Origin of the sequence: Streptomyces sp. NPDC092369 (genome assembly GCF_044755245.1) — a bacterium.
In the GTDB taxonomy this organism is placed as follows: domain Bacteria; phylum Actinomycetota; class Actinomycetes; order Streptomycetales; family Streptomycetaceae; genus Streptomyces.
Genome location: NZ_JBIVQP010000001.1, coordinates 1606442 through 1626170 on the forward strand (window position 1 = coordinate 1606442; position 19729 = coordinate 1626170).

Genomic DNA, 19729 nt, shown 5'->3' on the forward strand with positions numbered 1-19729 from the left:
CCCAGCAAAGGGGATGAACAGGGCCGTTCCGGGGCGCGCACAGTCCATGCACGCCCCGGCCACGGCCACCGGACGAGGGCCGTCCCCCTCGACCGGAGATCTTGAACTGCGGCCCGCCGGCTGGTCGACCGGCCGACCGGTCAACCCTGCGCGGCGATCCGTGCCAGGCGCTGGGCCTCTTCCCGCGTGGAGCGGGCGATGGCGTCCTCGTCGACATGCAACAGGCGGCCCGCGTCGACGATCTGACGGCCGTTCACGAAGGACGCGGTGACCGGGGCCGCCGCGCCGAAGACCAGCGCGGTCACCGGATCGGCGATGGAGGCGTGGGCGAGGGTGTCCAGCTTCCACAGCACCAGGTCGGCCAGCTTGCCGGGCTCCAGGGAGCCGATCTCGGCGGCGCGGCCCAGGACTTGGGCACCGCCGTACGTGCCCAGGCGCAGCGCCTGACGGGCGTTGAGGGCGGCCTCGCGGTGGGTGCCGAGGCGGTTGATGAGGAGGGCGTTGCGCAGTTCGGTGTGGAGTTCGCCGGACTCGTTGGAGGCGGTGCCGTCGACGCCGAGGCCGACCGGGACGCCGGCGGCGAGCATGTCGGGGACGCGGGCGATACCGGCCGCGAGCCGGGCGTTGGAGGAGGGGCAGTGCGCGACGCCGGTCTTCGTGCGGGCGAAGGCGGCGATGTCGGAGTCGTTCATGTGGACGCAGTGCGCCATCCACACGTCCTCGCCGAGCCAGCCCGTGGACTCGAAGTAGTCGGTCGGACCCATGCCGAACAGTTCCTTGCAGAACTGCTCCTCCTCGACCGTCTCCGACCCGTGCGTGTGCAGCCGGACACCGAGCCGGCGGGCCAACTCGGCGCCTTCACGCATGAGTTCGGTGGAGACGGAAAAGGGCGAGCAGGGTGCGACGGCGACCTGGGTCATCGCGTCGAAGGAGGCGTCGTGGTGCTCCCGTACCGTCGCCTCGGTCGCGGCGAGGGCACCCTCCAGGGTCTCGACGGCGAAGTCCGGCGGCAGCCCTCCGTCCTTCTCGCTGCGGTCCATGGAGCCGCGGGCCAGCGTGAAGCGGACGCCCATCTCGCGGGCGGCGCCGATGATGGCTCCGGAGAGGTCGCCGGAGCCCTCCGGGAAGACGTAGTGGTGGTCCAGCGCGGTGGTCACCCCGCCGCGGGCCATCATCGCGAGGGACCCCTGCGCGGCGGCGCGGACCATCGGCTCGTCGATGCGCGCCCAGGTCGGGTACAGGGCGACGAGCCAGTTGAAGAGGTTGTGGTCGGTGGCCAGGCCCCGGGTGATCCACTGGTAGAAGTGGTGGTGGGTGTTGACCAGGCCGGGGGTGACCAGGTGACCGGTCGCGTCGATGCGCCGGACCACGTCCGTGAGCCCCTCGGGCGCCTTGCCCGCACCGAGCGACTCGATGCGGTTGCCGGCGATGACCACGTACCCGGTGGCGTACTCGGTGTCGGCTGCGTCCACTGTCGCGATCGCGCAGTTCTCGATGACGACGCGCTGAACCATCGTTACCATCGTTCGTCTCAACTTCCTTGATTCCGGTCCGAGTTCGCGTCAGAGGTTGGTGAGGTCCACCGGGATCCGCGGCTCGCAGCCGTCCCGCAGGATGGTCGCCTCGATCAGGCCGTAGGGCCGGTCGGCGGCGAAGTACACCTCGTTCTCGTTCTTCAGCCCGAACGGCTCCAGGTCCACAAGGAAATGGTGCTTGTTGGGGAGGGAGAAGCGGACCTCGTCGATCTCGCCGCGGTTGTCGATGATCCGCGAACCCATTTGGTACAGGGTCTGCTGGAGCGAGAGCGAGTACGTCTCGGCGAAGGCCTGGAGCATGTGCTGCCTCGTCCGCTCGTAGGACTCCTCCCAGTCCGGCATCTCCTGTGCGTCGTCCGACCAGTTGAAGCGCCAGCGTCCGGACACCTCGGTCGCCAGGATGCGGTCGTACGCCTCGGGCAGCGTCGTGTACTTGTCCTTGACATAGCCCCAGAACTCGGAGTCCGTCGAGTTGAGTACCGTCAAGTCCTTGAGCCCGGAGACGACTTCCCAGCTCCGGCCGTCGTACGTGATCTGGGTGAGGCGGGTCTCCTGGCCCTTGCGGACGAAGGAGTGACCGCCCGTCGTGCGCTCCCAGGCGTACTCCTCGATGCGGATGCGCGCCGTCCTGATCGGCTCCTGCGAGGTCACGAAGTGCCGGGCGAGGTGGATGCCGAACTGCTCGGCGGACTCGATGCCGTGCTCCTTGGCGAACGCGTACACCGTGTTCTTGGTGGTGTCGGTCGGCAGCACGTTGGCGTTCGAGCCGGAGTAGTGGACCTCGTCCATGTCGCCGCTCAGCGACACGGACACGTTGAGGTCCTTGATGTGGTGGGTGGCGCCGTCCCGCGTGATCTTGACGACTCGGTTCTCGGCCTTGCCGTACTGGTTCTGGCCAAGGACCACGGAGTGGCCCGGGCGGGCATTGTCTGCCATCTTCTGCTAGCTCCCTCGGTAAACGGAGTAGCCGAACGGGTTGAGCAGCAGCGGTACGTGGTAGTGCTCGCCCGGCTTCACGGCGAAGGTGATCGCCACTTCCGGGAAGAACACTCCGGTGCTCGCACCGCTGTCCCGATTCGCGGGGGCGTCCTGCTGCGCATCGGCTTGCTTCTTTTCGAAATACGGCTCCACGGCGAAGTCGAGCCGTACGTGTGTGGTTCCCGTCGGCAACGCCGGCAGGTCCTTGCACCGCCCGTCCGCGTCGGTCGCGGAGCCACCCAGCGGCTGCCACTCCCCCAACGGGCCGCTGCGCGCGGCGAGTTGGACGGCGACGCCCTCGGCGGGACGACCGACGGAGGTGTCCAGGATGTGGGTGGACACGGAGGCGGTGGTGCTCGTGCTCATGCCTGCTCTTCCTGTACGAGGTTGCCGAGCCGGATGCGGTTGATCTTGCCGAGTTCGGCGCGGACGTTCTCGCGCTCCTGCTCGGGCGAGTTGCCGATCCGCTCCTTGACCGCGTCCCGCATCTGCTCGCCGGTCAGGCCGGTGGCGCAGATGAGGAAGACATGACCGAACCGCTCCTGGTAGGCCAGGTTCAACTCCAGCATCTCCGCCCTGAGCTCCTCGGAGGCGCCCGACATACCGCGCTGCTCCCGGCCGGAGGTCGGATCGCCGGGCTTGGGGCGCCCGATCGGCGGGTGCCCGGCCATCGCCTCGGCCAGGTCCTCGGCGCTCAGGTCGGCCATCGCGGCGTCACTCGCGGAGTACAGATCCTCGGGACCGGCGTACGGACGGGCGGCCAGCAGCCGCTTCGTCCACGCCGTCGAGGCGCACGCCTCGTGGAGGACGGCGTAGGCCGCGTGCTCCTCCAGGGCGTTGAACCGGGCGAGCCCCGGGGGCGTGGAAGTCGACGTCACGGGTGCCTCCGTGGCCGCGGAACGGCCTTCGTGCTGAACGGGCTGGGCGACAGCTAACGCCTCCACGCGACACCACGTCAACACTTTGTTGAAAATTCGGCGTAACAACCGGGCGGAGCGGCTCAGCTCTCCTTCTCGCGGTTGAGGTAGTTGTAGACGGTGAAGCGGCTCACCCCGAGCGCGCTCGCGACGGTCTCCACGCCGTGCCGTACCGAGAAGGCGCCGCGCGCCTCCAGTATCCGTACGACCTCCTGCTTGGCCTTGCGGTCCAGCTCCGCCAGCGGCTTGCCCTGCTTGCGCTCCATGGCGGCCAGGATGTGGTCCAGCGAGTCGGCGAGCTGCGGCAGGCGTACGGCGACCACGTCCACGCCCTCCCAGGCGAGCACGACGTCGTCCGGGCCCGCCTCGTCCGGTGGGACCATCTCCCCGCCCATGGCGTCGATCAGCGGCTTCACCGCCGTGATGAAGGGCTCGTCCCCGGTGCCGGTCACGCGTCGCCCTCCCCGATCACGTTGACCTGCAGCGAGATCCGGGTGGCGCCGGCTTCCAGGGTCTTGCGCAGCAGCGCGTCCACGGCGGTGAGTACGGCGTCGGACGCGCCCTCCGCCGTGTTGCCGAACGGTCCGACGTCCACCGCGTCCAGCTCACCGGCCTCGATGACCTCACGGGCGACGACCGCGTGCGCGGGCGCCTCGTCGAGGTCGAAGGGTTCGGTGGTGAACTCCACTCTCAGTCGCATACTGCCCCCAGACACGTTCCTGACCTGCGTGACTCCGGGCACCGGCGACGCCGGTCGGTCCGCCCGTGGGCGACTCTAACGGACCGGGGGATCAGCTCGCCGGGTACACGACAGCGGCCGGCTTCTCACCGCGCAGGAACACGAGGCTGCCGACCACCCCGAGCAGCACCACACCGGCGTTCACCGCGACGGCCGTCTTCAGGCCCCCGAGGACCGCCGCGGGTCCGGTTCCCACCATGGCCGCCGTGGCCACCGCGCTCATCACCGGCGTGCCCACGGTGATGCCGATCTGCTGGGTCATCGTGGCGAGCCCGGTGGCCAGCCCCTGTTCCCGGTCGGCCAGACCCGACGTGGCGGTGACCATGAAGCCGACGATGGCCAGCATGTTGCCGACCCCACCCAGGAAGGTGCCGGTCAGGAGCAGCCACAGCCACGACCGGTCGGCGCCGAGGCCGAGCAGCGCGGCGGTCGCGACGGCCTGGACGAGTCCGCCGTGGACCAGGGTCCACCGGCTGCCGATCCGGCCGATGATCCGGGACGCGGCGAGACCGCCGAGGACCGTGCCGAGGCCGAGCACGCCGAAGCTCAGGCCCGCGGCCAGCGGGGAGAAGCCGAGCACCTCCTGGAGGTAGAGGGTCACCAGGAAGACCAGTGACGTCTCGGTCAGGAAGGCGATCAGACCGGCCGCGTTGCCCCAGGCGACCGACCGCCTGCGGAGCACGCTCGGCGGCACCAGCGGAGCGGGGGCCCGGCGCTCCACGGCGAGGAACGCGAGCAGGAGAACCGCGCCCAGGCCCAGCGCCCCCAGCGCGAGCGGCGAGCCCCAGCCGCGCTCACCGGCCTGCGTGATGCCCAGTACGACGGCCAGCAGGCCGAGCGTGACGGTGACCGCGCCGGGCAGGTCGAGCCGCGGGCGCTCGGCGGGCCGCGACTCCTTGACGACCGCGGGGGCGACGACCAGGACGGCGAGAGCGACGGGGACGTTCAGGAAGAACGCCCACCGCCACGACAGCAGGTCGGTGAGCAGGCCGCCCAGGATCGCACCGGTGGTGAACCCCGCTGACATGAGCGCCCCGTTGAGACCCAGTGCCCGGTCCCGCAGCGGGCCCTCCGGGAACGACGTGGTCAGCAGGGACAGGCCCGCAGGGGTGACCGCCGCGGTCGCGAGGCCTTGCAGGACGCGGGCGGTGATCAGCGCCTCCGGGCTCTGCGCGAGGCCGCCCAGCAGCGAGGCGGCGGCCAGCACGGCGAGGCCGCCGAGGAAGATCCGCCGACGCCCGAACAGGTCCGCGACCCGGCCGAAGAGCAGGGTGAAACCGGCCGCGCACAGCGCGAACGCCGTACCGATCCACTGCAGGTGCGCCAGCGAGAAGTGCAGGCCCTCGCCGATCACGGGCAGGGCCACGTTCAGGATGGAGAAGTCGACGGCCAGCATGAACTGGGCCGCGAGCAGCAGCACCAGGACCAGCCGGAGCCTTGGGGTGAGGGCGGTCGGCCCGGTGCCGGCCGCCCTCGTGTCGGTGACGGTCATGACGTCGTGTTCCTTCCTCGCGGTGATGCAGGAAAGGCTCGTCCGCCCTCGAATGCGCAGCCAGCACCGGGAGGTGGGCAGGCGGCGTGAGGGTGGTCACGGCATGACCACCCTCACGGATCCCGTTCGCGGGCGGTCACCGGCATGATGGAGAGGCGGCACCCGCACCGAGGAGGCAGGCATGGACACCCGGTCCGAGCTGGGCGAGTTCCTCAGATCCCGCCGGGCCGCGCTGCGCCCCGAGCAGCTCGGCCTCACCCCGCACCCGACCCGCCGTCGGGTCACGGGGCTGCGGCGCGAGGAGCTGGCCACGCTGGCGGGCGTCAGCATCACCCACTACACCCGCCTCGAACAGGGCCGCGCGAAAGGCGTCTCGGATTCGGTCCTGTACGCGATCGCCCGCACCCTGCGGCTCGGCGCCGACGAGACCGCCCACCTGCTCGCCCTCGCCCGCCCCGCCGGTGCGTCCGCACCCCGGCCGCCCGCACCGCCCCGCGCCGAGCACGCGAGCGCCTCGGCCCGCCGGCTGGTCGCCGCCATGACCGACGTACCGGCCCTCGTCCTGGACCGCCGAGGCGACGTACTGACCTGGAACCGGCTCGGACACGCCCTGCTCGCGGGGCAGTTGGCGCCGGACGGGCCGGAGCGGCCGGGGGCGCGCCCGAACCTCGTCCGGATGCTGTTCCTGGACGAGCGGTACCGGGCGCTGTACGAGGATCCGGACACGGAGGCCGAACTGGCCGTCGCGTCGCTGCGGTTGGTGGCCGGCCGGCATCCCGACGACCGCGCCCTCGCCGCGCTGGTCGGTGAACTGTCCATCCAGAGCGCCGAGTTCGCCGCCCTCTGGTCCCGGCATCCGGTGCGCACCTGCACCTCGGGCAGCAAGCGGCTGCACCACCCGACGGTCGGCGCGCTGGAACTCGCCTTCGAGAACCTCTGCATACCCGGCACCTCCGGGCAGCGGCTGATCGCCTACACGGCCGCCCCCGACTCCCCCTCGGAAGCCGCACTGCGCCTGCTGAGCAGCCTCACCGCGCCCACGGCCACCGCCGACAGGCTCTGACCCAGCACCTCGTACGGCGACCCACGGCTTCCCTGACGTGGGCGCCTTCGTGTGCCCCACCCCCTTGACAAGCCTCACCCCTCGACGGCAATCTTCCATTAAGCAGAAACAAACTTCCACAATACGAAATACGGACGCGCAGTACAGACACGGAATCTCGATACGGAAGGGAGCGCGGCCCCCGATGCCAGGTTCTGGATTCAGCACCGCCGCAGACCAGCGCTTCAACGTCAACCTGTCGATCCTCTTCACGGAACTCCCGCTCCTGGAGCGCCCCGCGGCGGCCGCCGCGGCGGGCTTCACCGCGGTCGAGCTGTGGTGGCCCTGGGTCGACTCGCCCACACCGGAGCGCTCCGAGCTCGACGGCCTGAAGAAGGCGATCGAGGACGCGGGCGTCCGGCTCACGGGCCTCAACTTCTACGCCGGGCAGCTGCCGGGCCCCGACCGCGGCGCCCTGTCGATCCCGGGCGCGGAGTCGGAGCGGTTCCGCGCGAACATCGACGTGGCCGCCGACTTCGCCCACTCCCTGGGCGCCACGGCGCTCAACGCGCTCTACGGCAACCGCGTGGACGGCGTCGACCCGGCCGAGCAGGACGCGCTCGCGCTGGAGAACCTGGTCCTCGCCGCGCGAGCGGCCGACCGCATCGGAGCGATCCTCCTGATCGAGGCGCTCAACAAGCCCGAGTCGCCCCTGTACCCGCTGGTGTCGGCTCCGGCCGCCGTCGGGATCGTCGACAAGGTCAACGACGCGTCCGGCCTCGGCAACGCGCGCTTCCTGATGGACCTTTACCACCTGTCCATGAACGGCGAGGACCTGCCGGCGGTGATCGAGCGGTACACGGCGAAGACCGGGCACGTGCAGATCGCGGACAACCCCGGCCGCGGCGCCCCGGGCACCGGCTCGCTCCCCCTCGAAGACCTCCTCCGGCAGCTGGCGAAGGCCGGTTACGACGGCTGGGTCGGCCTGGAGTACAAGCCCGGCGACCGGCCGAGCGCCGAGGCCTTCGACTGGCTCCCGCGCGAAGCGCGCTGAACTTCCTTGACTTTGCTGAGCAGTTAGAGAGGCCCCTTCATGAGCAACCTCGCAGACACCTCCCGCCCGCCGCTCCCCGCGATCGCCTGGATAGGCCTCGGCATCATGGGCTCCCCCATGTCCGAGAACCTGATCAAGGCGGGTTACGACGTCACCGGCTTCACGCTGGAACAGGACAAGCTGGACCGGCTCACCGCCGCCGGCGGCACAGCCGCCGGTTCGATCGCGGAGGCCGTGCGGGACGCCGACGTCGTCATCACGATGGTGCCCGCGTCACCGCAGGTCGAGGCGATCGCGTACGGCCCCGACGGCATCCTGGAGAACGCGCGCTCGGGCGCCCTGCTGATCGACATGTCCTCGATCACCCCGCAGACCTCGGTGGACCTCGCGACGGCCGCCCGGGACAAGGGGATCCGCGTGCTCGACGCCCCCGTCTCCGGCGGCGAGGCGGGTGCCATCGAGGCTGTGCTGTCCATCATGGTCGGCGGCGGACAGTCCGACTTCGAGGAGGCCCAGCCGATCTTCGACGCGCTCGGCAGGACCATCGTGCTGTGCGGTCCGCACGGTTCGGGGCAGACCGTGAAGGCCGCCAACCAGCTGATCGTCGCCGTGAACATCCAGGCGTGCGCCGAGGCCGTGGTCTTCCTGGAGAAGTCGGGCGTGGATCTCGCGGCCGCCCTCGACGTCCTCAACGGCGGACTCGCCGGCTCCACCGTGCTGACGCGGAAGAAGGACAACTTCCTCAGCCGGGACTTCAAGCCGGGCTTCCGGATCGACCTGCACCACAAGGACATGGGCATCGTCACGGACGCGGCCCGCAATGTCGGCGCGGCCCTGCCGGTCGGCGCCGTGGTCGCCCAACTGGTCGCGAGCCTGCGGGCGCAGGGCGACGGCGGGCTCGACCACTCGGCGCTGCTGCGCGCCGTCGAGCGCCTCTCCGGCGCCCAGGTCTGACGCGGGGGCCGAGCCCTGTTCCAGGGGTCGGCCGCACAAGCTCCGGGCGGCGCCGACGCCGACAACTGTCCTGTCGCGCCCAGGCGAGGCGCCGCCCGGAAACCAATCGAAGAGGCGTGTGAGGACCGAGCCCCCGGCCGTGTCCCGCCCGGCGGCCCGGATGAGGGGTGGCCTTACGGGACGGGACACGGTGCGGGTAGGGCGAGGACCGCGGCGGAGTGCGAGCCAGTGCGGTGGTGAAGGATCCGGGTGCCGCCGTCCCGACCAGAGGGAGGGGCGGCCACGGTTCCGTCGCCTCCGCCGCGGTCCCAGCCCGTAGGAACGACAACCGAAGAGCAGAAGGCGCCGGATGCGGAAGATCCCGCATCCGGCGCCTTCGGCATTTCCGGGTGCGCCGCCCCTGCTTCCCCAGCAGGCTGGGGGCATGGCACATCCAACCGAGAACCCGCACATCGTCGTCCACGCGCCGGCCCTCGACGGCTCCCGGCGCGTGACCTCGGGCGACGAGACGCTGGGCATCGCGACCCACATCGACGACGTCGCCGAGATCCTGCGCCGGGCCGACCACTACGTCACCGACGTCGAGAGCAGCGAGCTCATCGACTGGCAGGGCGGCGGCCCCGAGGACTGGCCGGGGCTGTCGGAGCACCACGAGGAGGCATGACCGTGCGCGTACGCCTGGGGACGTAGGACGTGTACGCTATCCTCACATCAAGCACTGAATATAATTCAAGATGCTTCAACCACCCTCACGGGTGGGCACATTCTGGTCACGCGTGAAGCCCGTCGGCACGGGGGCGGCGGGCCTCGCGCGTACCGAAAGAGCGGCTCACCGCAGGGTGAGCCGCTCTTGTGTCGTTCGGGGCGTGTCAGACCTTCAGCGTCCTGATCGAGGTCGGCGCGTGCCCCGGCTCGGTCGCGATCTCCTCGAACTCGACGACGTTGGAGATGTCGTTCGTGGTCGACATGGAGATGTTGGTGACGCGCTCCAGGACGGCCTCGACGACGACCGGGACCTGGAACTGCGCGGCGAGCTTCTTCGCCTGCTCGAAGGCGGCGCCGAGTTCGGCCGGGTCGGTCACGCGGATCGCCTTGCAGCCCAGGCCCTCGGCGACCTTGACGTGGTCGACGCCGTAGGCGCCCAGTTCGGGCGAGTTGATGTTCTCGAACTCCAGGTTGACCTGGAAGTCGATGTCGAAGGCGCGCTGCGCCTGGCGGATCAGGCCCAGGTAGGCGTTGTTGACCAGGACGTGCACGTACGGGATCTTGTGCTGCGCGCCGACCGCCAACTCCTCGATCATGAACTGGAAGTCGTAGTCGCCGGACAGGGCGACCACGGACGCCTCGGGGTTGGCCTTGGCGACGCCCAGCGCGGCCGGGATCGTCCAGCCGAGGGGGCCGGCCTGGCCGCAGTTGATCCAGTGCCGCGGCCGGAAGACGTGCAGCATCTGGGCGCCGGCGATCTGCGAGAGGCCGATCGTGGAGACGTACCGGGTCTCCGGGCCGAAGGCCTTGTTCATCTCCTCGTAGACGCGCTGCGGCTTGATCGGGATGTCGTCGAAGTGCGTACGGCGTTGGAGAGTCGCCTTCTTCTCCTGTGCGGCCGCGGCCCAGGCCGAGCGGTCGGGCAGCCGGCCAGACGCCTTCAACTCCCTTGCCACCTCGACGAACAGCTCCAGGGCCGCCTTCGCGTCGGACGCGATGCCGTAGTCGGGGGCGAAGATCTTGCCGATCTGGGTGGGCTCGATGTCGACGTGGACGAACTTCCGGCCGGCGGTGTAGACGTCCAGCTTGCCGGTGTGGCGGTTGGCCCAGCGGTTGCCGATGCCGAGGACGAAGTCGGACTCCAGGAAGGTCGCGTTGCCGTAGCGGTGCGAGGTCTGCAGGCCGACCATGCCGGCGTTCAGCTCGTGGTCGTCGGGCAGCACGCCCCAGCCCATCAGCGTCGGGACGACCGGGGTGCCGGTCAACTCGGCGAACTCGACGAGGAGTTCGGCCGCGTCGGCGTTGATGACACCGCCGCCGGCGACGATCAGCGGGCGCTCGGAGGCGTTGAGGAGACCGATCGCCTTCTCGATCTGGGCGCGGGTCGCGGCGGGCTTGTACGCCTGCAGCGGCTCGTATGTCTCCGGGTCGAACTCGATCTCGGTGAGCTGGACGTCGATCGGCAGGTCGATGAGGACCGGCCCTGGACGCCCGGAGCGCATGAGGTGGAAGGCCTGCTGGAAGACGCCCGGGACCTGGGCAGCCTCCAGCACGGTGACCGCCATCTTCGTGACCGGCCCCGCGATCGAGGCGATGTCGACGGCCTGGAAGTCCTCTTTGTGGATCACGGCGGTCGGGGCCTGGCCGGTGATGCACAGGATCGGGATGGAGTCGCCGATCGCGGAGTACAACCCCGTGATCATGTCGGTGCCGGCCGGGCCCGAGGTGCCGACGCAGACGCCGATGTTGCCCGCGTGGGTGCGGGTGTAGCCCTCGGCCATGTGCGAGGCGCCCTCCACGTGGCGGGCGAGGGTGTGATGGATGCCGCCGGAGGCCTTGAGCGCCGCGTAGAAGGGGTTGATCGCCGCGCCGGGCACACCGAACGCGTTGCTGACGCCCTCGCGCTTGAGGATCTCAACTGCCGCGCGGGCAGCGGTCATTCGAGCCATTGCGTACTCCTGCTTCGGCTGTCGGAATGGCACTCCCGTCGCGCCCCGCGGGTAGCAGCTCTTCCGTAATGCGGAAAGTATTTTCTACTATCTGGAAGCAATGTAGGTGGAGGGGCGGAGGCCGTCAAGAGAGCGGCGAGCAGTGCACGCACGTCCATCGGGCGGCGCGAAGCGTCGGACAAGCGCGGGTGCGCAGGAGCACTATGGGACCGCCGTCCCGATGCGACGCCTTGGAGTGGCCATGCCCGAGAGCGTGCCGGTGCGCTGCCCGGCCTGCCGGCGCGAGCACCGCTACACCGCACCGTCCTATCCGTGCGTGTGCGGTGCGCCGGTCACCCCGCCGCTGGACCCGGCCGGCACGCCGACGGCCGTCACGCACCGGGTCTGGGACGAGGAGTGGATCGGCGTGCGCTGCGCCTCCTGCGACCGCCTCGACCAGTGGCCGCACCCGGAACTGGGCTGCCCGTGCGGGACCCTGCTGCGGATTCCGGTGGCCGAGGCGGACGGCCGGTCCGCGCCGCCCGCGGGGCCCCCGCATCCGATCCCCACCGCGCCACCACGCGGCGAGACACCGCCGCGCCGGGCCTTCCAGCCGGTGACGATCCGTACGGCGCGGGACGCGGTGACGGCCGCCGCGCTGTACCTGCGGTGGCTCGGCTACGAGGACATCCGTCGGGCCGACCAGAGACCCCCGTCCGGCATCGGGCTGGCCGCCCGCGGCCTGCTGGCCCAGGTGGACCCGACCGTCCGCCCGGCCGCGCTGCGGGACGTGGAGTGCCTGTGGCTGACGGCCATGACGGAGTCGTCGGCCTGCGTCTACTTCTCCCTCGCGGGCTACGACACCGACGCCCGCACCTGCGCCGACTCCCTCGGCATGCCCCTGTTCGTCCTCGACCTCACGGGCACCCCGCAGCCGGTCAACACGGTGGCCGACGACCTGGACGCGGCGGGCGCGTGACCGGCGTCCTGCGGCAGCCAGCTCAGGAACCGTCCGCGTACTTCTCCCGCAGCTCGACCTTGCGTACCTTCCCGGACACCGTCATCGGGAAGGCGTCGAGCAGTTGCAGCCTGCTCGGGATCTTGTAGTGGGCGAGCCGGCCCTCGCAGAAGGCGCGCAGTTCCTCCAGGGTCAGCGGGTCGGCCGGGTCGCGGGTGATGACGCAGGCCAGGACCTCCTCGCCGTAGCGCTCGTGCGGGACGCCGACGACCTGGACGTCCGCGATCTTCGGATGGGCGTACAGGAACTCCTCGATCTCGCGCGGGTAGATGTTCTCGCCGCCGCGGATGATGAGGTCCTTGATGCGGCCGACGATCTCGACGTAGCCGTCGTCGCGCATCATGGCCAGGTCGCCGGTGTGCATCCAGCGGCCGGGGTCGACGGCCTCGGCGGTCTTCTCCGGCTCGTTCCAGTAGCCGAGCATCACGCTGTAGCCGCGGGTGCACAACTCCCCCGCGGTGCCCCGGGGTTGGGTCACCCCGGTGGCCGGGTCGACGACCTTGACCTCGATGTGCGGCAGGACGCGGCCGACCGTGCCGGTGCGGTGTTCGAGGTCGTCGTCCCTGCGGGTCTGGAGGGAGACGGGGGACGTCTCGGTCATGCCGTAGCAGATGGAGACCTCGGCCATGTGCATCTCGGCGACCACGCGCTTCATCACCTCCACCGGGCAGGGCGAGCCCGCCATGATGCCGGTGCGCAGGGTGGAGAGGTCGTAGCTCGCGAAGTCGGGGAGGTTCAACTCCGCGATGAACATGGTCGGTACGCCGTACAGGGAGGTGCAGCGCTCCTGCTGGACCGCCTCCAGGCTGGCCTTCGGGTCGAAGGACGGGGCCGGGATGACCATGCAGGCGCCGTGCGAGGTGGCCGCGAGGTTGGCCATCACCATGCCGAAGCAGTGGTAGAAGGGCACCGGGATGCAGATCCGGTCCTGCTCGGTGTAGGCGATCAACTCGCCCACGAAGTAACCGTTGTTGAGGATGTTGTGGTGGGAGAGCGTGGCCCCCTTGGGGAAGCCCGTCGTGCCCGAGGTGTACTGGATGTTGATGGGGTCGTCGCACGACAGCTCGGGATACGACACCTCATCCGTCGCCCGCCCCAGCAGCGCCTCCCAGCTCGGGTCGCCGATGTACACGACCTCGCGCAACTCGGGGCACCTGCCCCGCACTTGGTCGACCATCGCCCGGTAGTCACTGGTCTTGTGACTGAGGGAGGCGACCAGCAGGGAGATCCCCGCCTGTTTGAGGACGTACTCGACCTCGTGGGTGCGGTACGCCGGGTTGATGTTCACCATGATCGCGCCGATGCGGGCGGTGGCGTACTGAACGAGCACCCACTCCGGGCAGTTGATCGCCCAGATGCCCACCCGGTCGCCCTTGACGACCCCGCTCGCCAGCAGCGCGGACGCCAACTGCTCCACGTCGGCGGCGAATTCGGTGTACGTCCAGCGGCGCCCCGACGGCACGTCGACCAGTGCCTCGCGCTCGGGCCAGGCGGCGACGGTCCGGTCGAGGTCGGCGCCGATCGTGTCACCGAGCAGGGTCGTCCCGCTCGTGCCGTGGGTGTACGAGGGTTGTGGGGTCACCGGAAGTCCTCCTCGCGGTACTCGTCCGCCGAGCCGGCGGCCGTGGCCTCTCGCAGCTCGATCCGGCGGATCTTGCCGGAGACGGTCTTGGGCAGCGTCCCGAACTCAAGGCGGCGGACGCGCTTGTAGGGGGCCAGCACCTCACGGGAGTGCTCGAAGAGCACCTTCGCGGTGTCGGGTCCCGGCTGCCAGCCCTCGGCGAGGACGATGTACGCCTTCGGTACGGCCAGGCGCAGTTCGTCCGGCGCGGGCACGACCGCGGCCTCGGCCACCGCCTCGTGCTCAAGGAGCGCGCTCTCCAGCTCGAAGGGGCTGATCTTGTAGTCGGAGGCCTTGAAGACGTCGTCGGACCGGCCGACGTAGGTGATGTAGCCGTCCGCGTCGCGGGAGCCGATGTCGCCGGTGCGGTAGTAGCCGCCGGCCATCGCCTCCGCCGTACGGTCGGGATCCCCGTGGTAGCCGGTCATCAGGCCGACCGGGTGGGCGGACAGGTCGAGGGAGATCTCGCCCTCGGTGACGCCGGGCGCGCCGCTCACGGGGTCCAGGAGTTCGACCCGGTAGCCCGGGCTGGGCCGTCCCATCGAACCGGTCTTCAGCGGCTGGCCCGGGCTGTTGGCGACCTGCACGGCGGTCTCGGTCTGTCCGAAGCCGTCCCGGACGGTGACTCCCCAGGCGCGCCGCACCTGTTCGATGACCTCGGGGTTGAGCGGCTCCCCCGCGGCCACCACCTCCCGCGGCGGGGTGCGCAGTTGGGTCAGGTCGGCCTGGATGAGCATGCGCCACACGGTCGGCGGGGCGCAGAAGGTGGTGACGCCGGCGCGGTCCATCTCGGCCATCAGCCGGGCCGGGTCGAAGCGCGTGTAGTTGTGGATGAAGACGGTCGCCTCGGCGTTCCACGGCGCGAACAGGTTCGACCAGGCGTGCTTGGCCCAGCCGGGCGAGGAGATGTTCAGATGCACGTCGCCGGGCTTGAGGCCGATCCAGTACAGGGTGGCGAGGTGCCCGATCGGATACGACGTGTGGGTGTGCTCGACCAGCTTGGGGCGGGCGGTGGTTCCCGAGGTGAAGTACAGCATCAGCGGGTCGTCGGCGAGGGTGGGCCCGTCCGGGAGGAACTCGGCGGGGGCGACGTACGCGTCCTCGTACGGCTCCCAGCCCTCCTCCGGCAGACCGCCGACGGAGATGCGCGTGTAGGTGCCCGGTACGTCGGCGAACTTGGCGGTGTCCTCGGCGCGCACGATCGCGTGGGCCACATGGCCGCGCTGGACGCGGTCGCGCAGGTCGGCGGGGCCCAGCAGCGGGGTGGCCGGGATGACGACCGCGCGCAGCTTCATCGCGGCAAGGGCGGTCTCCCACAGTTCGGCCTGGTTGCCGAGCATGACGAGGATGCGGTCCTCGGGGCCGACTCCGCGGTCGCGCAGCCAGTTCGCGATCCGGTCGGAGCGCTCGGAGAGTTCCGCGAAGGACAGGCGGACCTCCGTGCCGTCCTCCTCGACGATGTGCAGGGCCGTACGGTCGTTGCCGTCGGCGATGACGTCGAACCAGTCGAGCGCCCAGTTGAACCGCTCGGGTCGGGGCCAGCTGAACCCCTCGTACGCCTTCGCGTAGTCCTCGCGGTGCTCCAGCAGGAAATCCCGCGCGCCGCGGAAGAGCTCCGTCGCCGTCGTCATCTTGCGTCCTCCTCGTTACCGGACCATTGCCGGGCGGCTCTCTGCCATCGTGTAATCCGTGATGCAGGTCTCACTACCCCCGAACGGGGGTGTGCGCTGCGGGAAAGGGCGATCAGGTGACGACGGACGCGACCGGGTCGGTGGAGATTCAGGGTGCGCTGGTGCGGATGCGGCGCCTGACCGGGCTGCCGGTGGCCTTCGGCGGCCTGGTCGAGGCGGGGCGCGGACAGGTGCGCATCAGCGAGCTCAGCGGCACCGCCACGCCCGCCCTGCGGGCCCTCGCGGTGGCTTCCGGCAACGGTCTGGGCGGCCGGGCGGTCGCACTGGCCCGCCCGTGCGCGGTGGCGGACTACTCGTCCTCGCCGCAGATCAGCCACGAGTACGACGCCCCGGTGGCAGCCGAGGGGCTGCGCTCGATGCTGGCGGTGCCCGTGGTCGTACGGCGCCGGGTGCGCGGTGTGCTGTACGGCGCCCTGCGCTCGGCCCAGCCGCTGGGCGACCGGACGCTGAGCCTGGCGATGGAGGCCGCGCGGGACGTGGAACAGGCGCTGGTCGTCCAGGAGGAGGTGCGCGGTCTGATCGCGGTGGCCGCGCGGACCGAGCCGGACCGGGACCCGGCGGGAGGGGCCGCGGTGGAGCAGGTTCGGCAGGCGCACGCGGCGCTGCGGGCGCTGGCGCCGCGGATCACCGACCCGGTACTGCGGGCCGAACTCCTGGACGCCTGCGAGCTGTTGGCGTCCGGGACCTCGGCCGAGGACGTACGGCTCGCACCCCGGGAACTGGACGTGCTGGCGTGTCTCGCGGCGGGGGCGACCAACGCGGCGGCCGCCGAGCGGCTGGGACTGCGGCCGGAGACGGTGAAGAGCTATCTGCGCTCGGCGATGCGCAGGCTGGGTGCCCACACCCGGGGAGAGGCGGTGGCGTCGGCGCGGCGCGCGGGACTGCTGCCCTAGGACCGCCCGGCGGGCGGGCCCGGTATGCCGGTCCAGGTGTGCCGACTCAGGTGTGCCGGTCCAGGTGTGCCGGGCTTCCCAGGTGGGCAATCTATTCATTCAGCCACGCTTTGAATTTGCTTATGCCCCGCTGTTGTTATATCCCTCACCACCTGGTCCGTCCGAATTTCAATGAGATGTTGCCTAGAATTTGGCCCGGACACGACACACGGAGGGGAGCGGTGACCGTGCCACGGGACTTCAAGGAGCCTGCCAGATGCCGCTCCGACCTGGTCATCGGCAGGGAGGAGCTGTTCGGCGCGGCGCACGAGCAGCTCGCCCACGGCGGCAGTGTGCTGCTCCACGGCCCCGCCGGAATAGGAAAGTCGACCGTGCTGCGGGCATTGGCCACCGAATACGGGGCGCATGCACGTACCGTCTTGCGCTGCTCGGCCACCGAGTCCGAATCCCATCTCCCCTTCCTGGCCCTGGCCGACCTGCTCGGCCTGGTCGCCGACGAGGTCTCCCAGCGGCTGCCCGCCGCCCAGCGCACCGCCCTGGAATCGGCGCTCACCGGTCGCGGCGAATCGACTCTGCAACGCGACGGTCTCGCCCTGCGCCTGGCCGTGCTGTCCACCCTGCGCGCCCTGGCCACCCAGGGCCCCGTGCTGATCGTCGCCGACGACCTCCAGTGGCTGGATCCGGCCAGCGCCGAGCTGCTCGGCTTCGCCGCCCGCCGTCTCGGCGACACCCCCGTCCAACTCCTGTGCGCGGTACGGACCGAGGGGCAGGAGTACGACCGTCATCTACGCGCGTCCCCGCCGGACACCCTCGCCGTCCGGCTCGGCGCGCTCTCCCGCGCCCAGGTCTCGGCGCTGCTCGACCACCGCGGCTACACCGGTCTGCCCCGCTCCACGGTCCGCGACATCCACCGCACCAGCGCCGGCAACCCGCTCTTCGCCCTGGAGCTCGGCCGCGCCCTCGCCGAGAACCCCACCCCGCCCCGCCCCGGCGAGCCGCTCCCGGTGCCGACCTCGCTGCGCGCCCTCGTCCTGAACCGGCTGGACATGCTGCCCGCCGCGGCCCGCCACACCCTCCTGGTGGCCAGCGCCGGCGCCCGCCCCACCCTGGCCCTGCTGCACGCGGCCGGCCGGGAGAACGCCGAGGCCGAGACCGCGCAGGCGGCCGAACTGGGGCTGCTCGCCACGGAACCCGAGGGTCCCGCCGTACGCTTCGCGCACCCGCTGATCTCGGCCGCGCTGTACGCGGAGGCGCCCGCACAGGAGCGGCGGGCCGCGCACGCCGCGCTGTCCACGGCGGCCTCCGACCCCATCGAGCGGGCCCGGCATCTCGCCCTCGCCACCACCGGCACCGACCCGGAGGCCGCGGCCCGGCTCGCCGAGGCCGCAGCACTGGCCCGGGACCGCGGCGCGCCCTCGGTGGCCGCCTCCCTCGGCCTGCTCGCCGCCCGGCACACACCCGCCGACGACACCCCGGGCCCCGACGAGCACCGGCTGCAGGCCGCCGAGGACGCGATCACCGCCGGCGAGGTGGACCTCGCCCGGGACATCGCGCGCGAGGTGCTGACCCGTGCCACCGCGCCCGCCGACCGGGTGCGGGCCTGGATGGTGGTGATCGAGGCCGCCGGACAGGCGATCGGCGAGGTCGACACCGTCTACCCGCAGGTGCTCGCCGACGCCGGCGACGACCCCCGGCTGCTCGGCCTGGTCCACTACCAACTGGCCTGGCGGGGACTGGTGGTGGAGGGCGACTTCGCCATCGGCCGGGAGGAGGCCGCGCACGCGGCGGAGCTGGCGGCCCGGGCCGGCGACCGGCGCACGGAGCTGCTCGCGCTCGCCTTCCAGGCGCAGACCGAGAACCTGATGGGCCACCCGGACGCCCCCGCGACCATCAAACGGGCGCTCAGGGAACCGCAGGATCCCGCCATCTCCTGCCATCACAACGGGCCGGGCGCCGCCCGGTACCGCTGGCTGATCATGAGCGACCAGCTGCCCGACGCCCGCTCGACCGTCACCGCGCTGCTGCGTGAGGCGCGCCGACGCGGCATGGTCGAGAGCGAGGTGCACTTCGTCCGGCTGCTCGCCGAGACGGAACTGCGCTCCGGGCACTGCGGACGCGCCCTCGACCTGGCCCGTGAGAGCATGCGGCTGGCCCGCGACTCCGGGATCGGCGAGATCCCCTCGGCCGTCCTCAACTCCCTCACCGAGGCCTCCGGCGGCGACCCGGAGCGCGCCCTCGCCCTCGCCCACGAGGCCGTCGAGCAGGCCGAGCAGGTCGGCGACCAGATGTACGTCTCCCGGGGACTGACCGCGCTCGGGTTCGCCCAGCTGGTCGCCGGGGACGCCGAGGGCGCGGCGCGGTCGCTGCGCCGGGTGCGGGAGTTGGAGCACGGCCTCGGCATCACCGACCCGGCGCGCGGACGCTGGCAGGGCGACCTCGCCGAGGCTCTCGTCCGGATCGGCGAGGTCGAGGAGGCGCGCCAGCTGGTCGCCGTGACGCGCGAGCACGCGCTGCGTCTGGGCCGTGAGAGCGTGCTCGCCGTACTGGACCGGGCCGAGGCGTTGGTGCGGGCCGCGCGCGGCGAGCACGAGGCCGCGCTCGCCCAGCTGACGTCGGTTCAGGACCGGCTCGCCAAGCTGGGGTACGGACTCGAGGAGGCGCGTGCCGCGTTCGCGCTTGCCGGCCTGCGCACCGCCCCGCACGTGCTCGGCCTCGCCGGACCTAGCGACCTCGCGAGACCGGGCGGGACCCTCGTGCCGGGACCGACGACGTACGACGAGGCGGCCCGGTTGTTCCGGCGCTGCCGGGCGCTGCCGTGGTTGCGTCAGGTGGACGCGGCGGCCTCCGCGGGACCGAGGGAACCGATCACCCCCTCCGCCGCGTCAGAGGGCGCGGAGGGACTCACCGCACTGGAGGGGCTCGCCGCGATGGAGCGTCAGGTCGCCGCACTTGTCATGGAGGGCGCGACCAACCGGGAGATCGCCGCACGTCTGTTCATCAGCGTGAAGACGGTCGAGGCGACGCTCACCCGGGTCTACCGCAAGCTGGGGATCCGCTCCCGGGTGGACATCGTCCGACTGGCGGCGGGGCGCCGTACGAAGTGAGGCCGGCCCGGGTTTACTGAGGGCGACCGAGGGTTTTCCCTGCCCAACTCCCCTAGGG

At 71.2% G+C, this 19729-nt stretch carries 17 protein-coding genes; 7 read left to right on the plus strand and 10 right to left on the minus strand.

Features of this window, described 5'->3' with window-relative positions; all coding sequences use genetic code 11:
• Positions 1 to 140 precede the first annotated feature (140 nt).
• The 7 genes from ACIQI8_RS07095 to ACIQI8_RS07125 all read right to left on the minus strand — a co-directional run bounded on the left by ACIQI8_RS07095 (position 141) and on the right by ACIQI8_RS07125 (position 5661).
• Positions 141 to 1514 (minus strand): 8-oxoguanine deaminase, encoded by a 1374-nt coding sequence (locus ACIQI8_RS07095; protein WP_402345719.1) that lies wholly within the window; start codon positions 1512 to 1514, stop codon positions 141 to 143.
• Positions 1515 to 1562: 48 nt separating this feature from the next.
• Positions 1563 to 2471: a factor-independent urate hydroxylase gene (gene pucL, locus ACIQI8_RS07100; RefSeq protein WP_402345721.1), complete on the minus strand. Its 909-nt coding sequence runs from the start codon at positions 2469 to 2471 to the stop codon at positions 1563 to 1565.
• Between the two features lie 6 nt (positions 2472 to 2477).
• Positions 2478 to 2879 (minus strand): hydroxyisourate hydrolase, encoded by a 402-nt coding sequence (uraH, locus tag ACIQI8_RS07105; protein WP_402345723.1) that lies wholly within the window; start codon positions 2877 to 2879, stop codon positions 2478 to 2480.
• The gene (uraD, locus tag ACIQI8_RS07110; protein WP_402345725.1) at positions 2876 to 3391 is read right to left on the minus strand and encodes a 2-oxo-4-hydroxy-4-carboxy-5-ureidoimidazoline decarboxylase; all 516 of its coding nucleotides are present in this window, start codon (positions 3389 to 3391) and stop codon (positions 2876 to 2878) included. The genes uraH and uraD overlap by 4 nt, the downstream gene beginning before the upstream one ends.
• Positions 3392 to 3513: 122 nt before the next feature.
• Positions 3514 to 3882 (minus strand): helix-turn-helix domain-containing protein, encoded by a 369-nt coding sequence (locus ACIQI8_RS07115; protein ID WP_402345727.1) that lies wholly within the window; start codon positions 3880 to 3882, stop codon positions 3514 to 3516.
• On the minus strand, positions 3879 to 4130 hold the full coding sequence (locus ACIQI8_RS07120) for a hypothetical protein (RefSeq protein WP_124001641.1): 252 nt from the start codon (positions 4128 to 4130) through the stop codon (positions 3879 to 3881). The genes ACIQI8_RS07115 and ACIQI8_RS07120 overlap by 4 nt, the downstream gene beginning before the upstream one ends.
• Before the next feature lie 91 nt (positions 4131 to 4221).
• Positions 4222 to 5661 (minus strand): MFS transporter, encoded by a 1440-nt coding sequence (locus ACIQI8_RS07125; RefSeq protein WP_402345729.1) that lies wholly within the window; start codon positions 5659 to 5661, stop codon positions 4222 to 4224.
• A 181-nt stretch (positions 5662 to 5842) separates the two neighbouring features.
• Between ACIQI8_RS07125 and ACIQI8_RS07130 the strand changes: the two genes are divergently transcribed.
• From ACIQI8_RS07130 to ACIQI8_RS07145, 4 genes are all read left to right on the plus strand, one after another.
• A complete protein-coding gene (locus tag ACIQI8_RS07130) occupies positions 5843 to 6724 on the plus strand; it encodes a helix-turn-helix domain-containing protein (protein WP_402345731.1) in 882 nt (293 codons plus the stop codon).
• Between the two features lie 184 nt (positions 6725 to 6908).
• Positions 6909 to 7757 (plus strand): TIM barrel protein, encoded by an 849-nt coding sequence (locus ACIQI8_RS07135; RefSeq protein WP_402345733.1) that lies wholly within the window; start codon positions 6909 to 6911, stop codon positions 7755 to 7757.
• Between the two features lie 39 nt (positions 7758 to 7796).
• Positions 7797 to 8711 (plus strand): 2-hydroxy-3-oxopropionate reductase, encoded by a 915-nt coding sequence (locus tag ACIQI8_RS07140; protein ID WP_402345735.1) that lies wholly within the window; start codon positions 7797 to 7799, stop codon positions 8709 to 8711.
• 424 nt (positions 8712 to 9135) lie between these two features.
• Entirely contained in the window at positions 9136 to 9375 is a 240-nt protein-coding gene (locus tag ACIQI8_RS07145; protein WP_402345737.1) for a hypothetical protein, read from the plus strand.
• A 205-nt stretch (positions 9376 to 9580) separates the two neighbouring features.
• Here ACIQI8_RS07145 and gcl read toward each other — a convergent pair whose 3' ends face one another.
• Complete coding sequence (gene gcl, locus ACIQI8_RS07150) at positions 9581 to 11365, minus strand: glyoxylate carboligase (protein WP_402345739.1); 1785 nt, start codon at positions 11363 to 11365, stop codon at positions 9581 to 9583.
• 241 nt (positions 11366 to 11606) lie between these two features.
• On the opposite strand from gcl, the gene ACIQI8_RS07155 reads away from it, so the two are divergent.
• The gene (locus ACIQI8_RS07155; protein ID WP_402345741.1) at positions 11607 to 12323 is read left to right on the plus strand and encodes a hypothetical protein; all 717 of its coding nucleotides are present in this window, start codon (positions 11607 to 11609) and stop codon (positions 12321 to 12323) included.
• Positions 12324 to 12345: 22 nt separating this feature from the next.
• Here the strand turns inward: ACIQI8_RS07155 and ACIQI8_RS07160 are convergent, their stop codons facing one another.
• Together ACIQI8_RS07160 and ACIQI8_RS07165 are read right to left on the minus strand one after the other, a co-directional pair.
• Complete coding sequence (locus tag ACIQI8_RS07160; RefSeq protein ID WP_402345743.1) at positions 12346 to 13944, minus strand: AMP-binding protein; 1599 nt, start codon at positions 13942 to 13944, stop codon at positions 12346 to 12348.
• Positions 13941 to 15614, minus strand: coding sequence for an AMP-binding protein (locus ACIQI8_RS07165; protein WP_402345745.1), 1674 nt, complete (start codon positions 15612 to 15614; stop codon positions 13941 to 13943). The genes ACIQI8_RS07160 and ACIQI8_RS07165 overlap by 4 nt, the downstream gene beginning before the upstream one ends.
• 116 nt (positions 15615 to 15730) lie before the next feature.
• Here ACIQI8_RS07165 and ACIQI8_RS07170 point away from each other — a divergent pair, with 116 nt between their 5' ends.
• Together ACIQI8_RS07170 and ACIQI8_RS07175 are read left to right on the plus strand one after the other, a co-directional pair.
• On the plus strand, positions 15731 to 16567 hold the full coding sequence (locus tag ACIQI8_RS07170; RefSeq protein WP_402345746.1) for a response regulator transcription factor: 837 nt from the start codon (positions 15731 to 15733) through the stop codon (positions 16565 to 16567).
• A gap of 221 nt (positions 16568 to 16788) precedes the next feature.
• Positions 16789 to 19671, plus strand: a complete 2883-nt coding sequence (locus tag ACIQI8_RS07175; protein ID WP_402345748.1) for an AAA family ATPase — start codon at positions 16789 to 16791, stop codon at positions 19669 to 19671.
• The last annotated feature ends 58 nt before the right edge of the window (positions 19672 to 19729 follow it).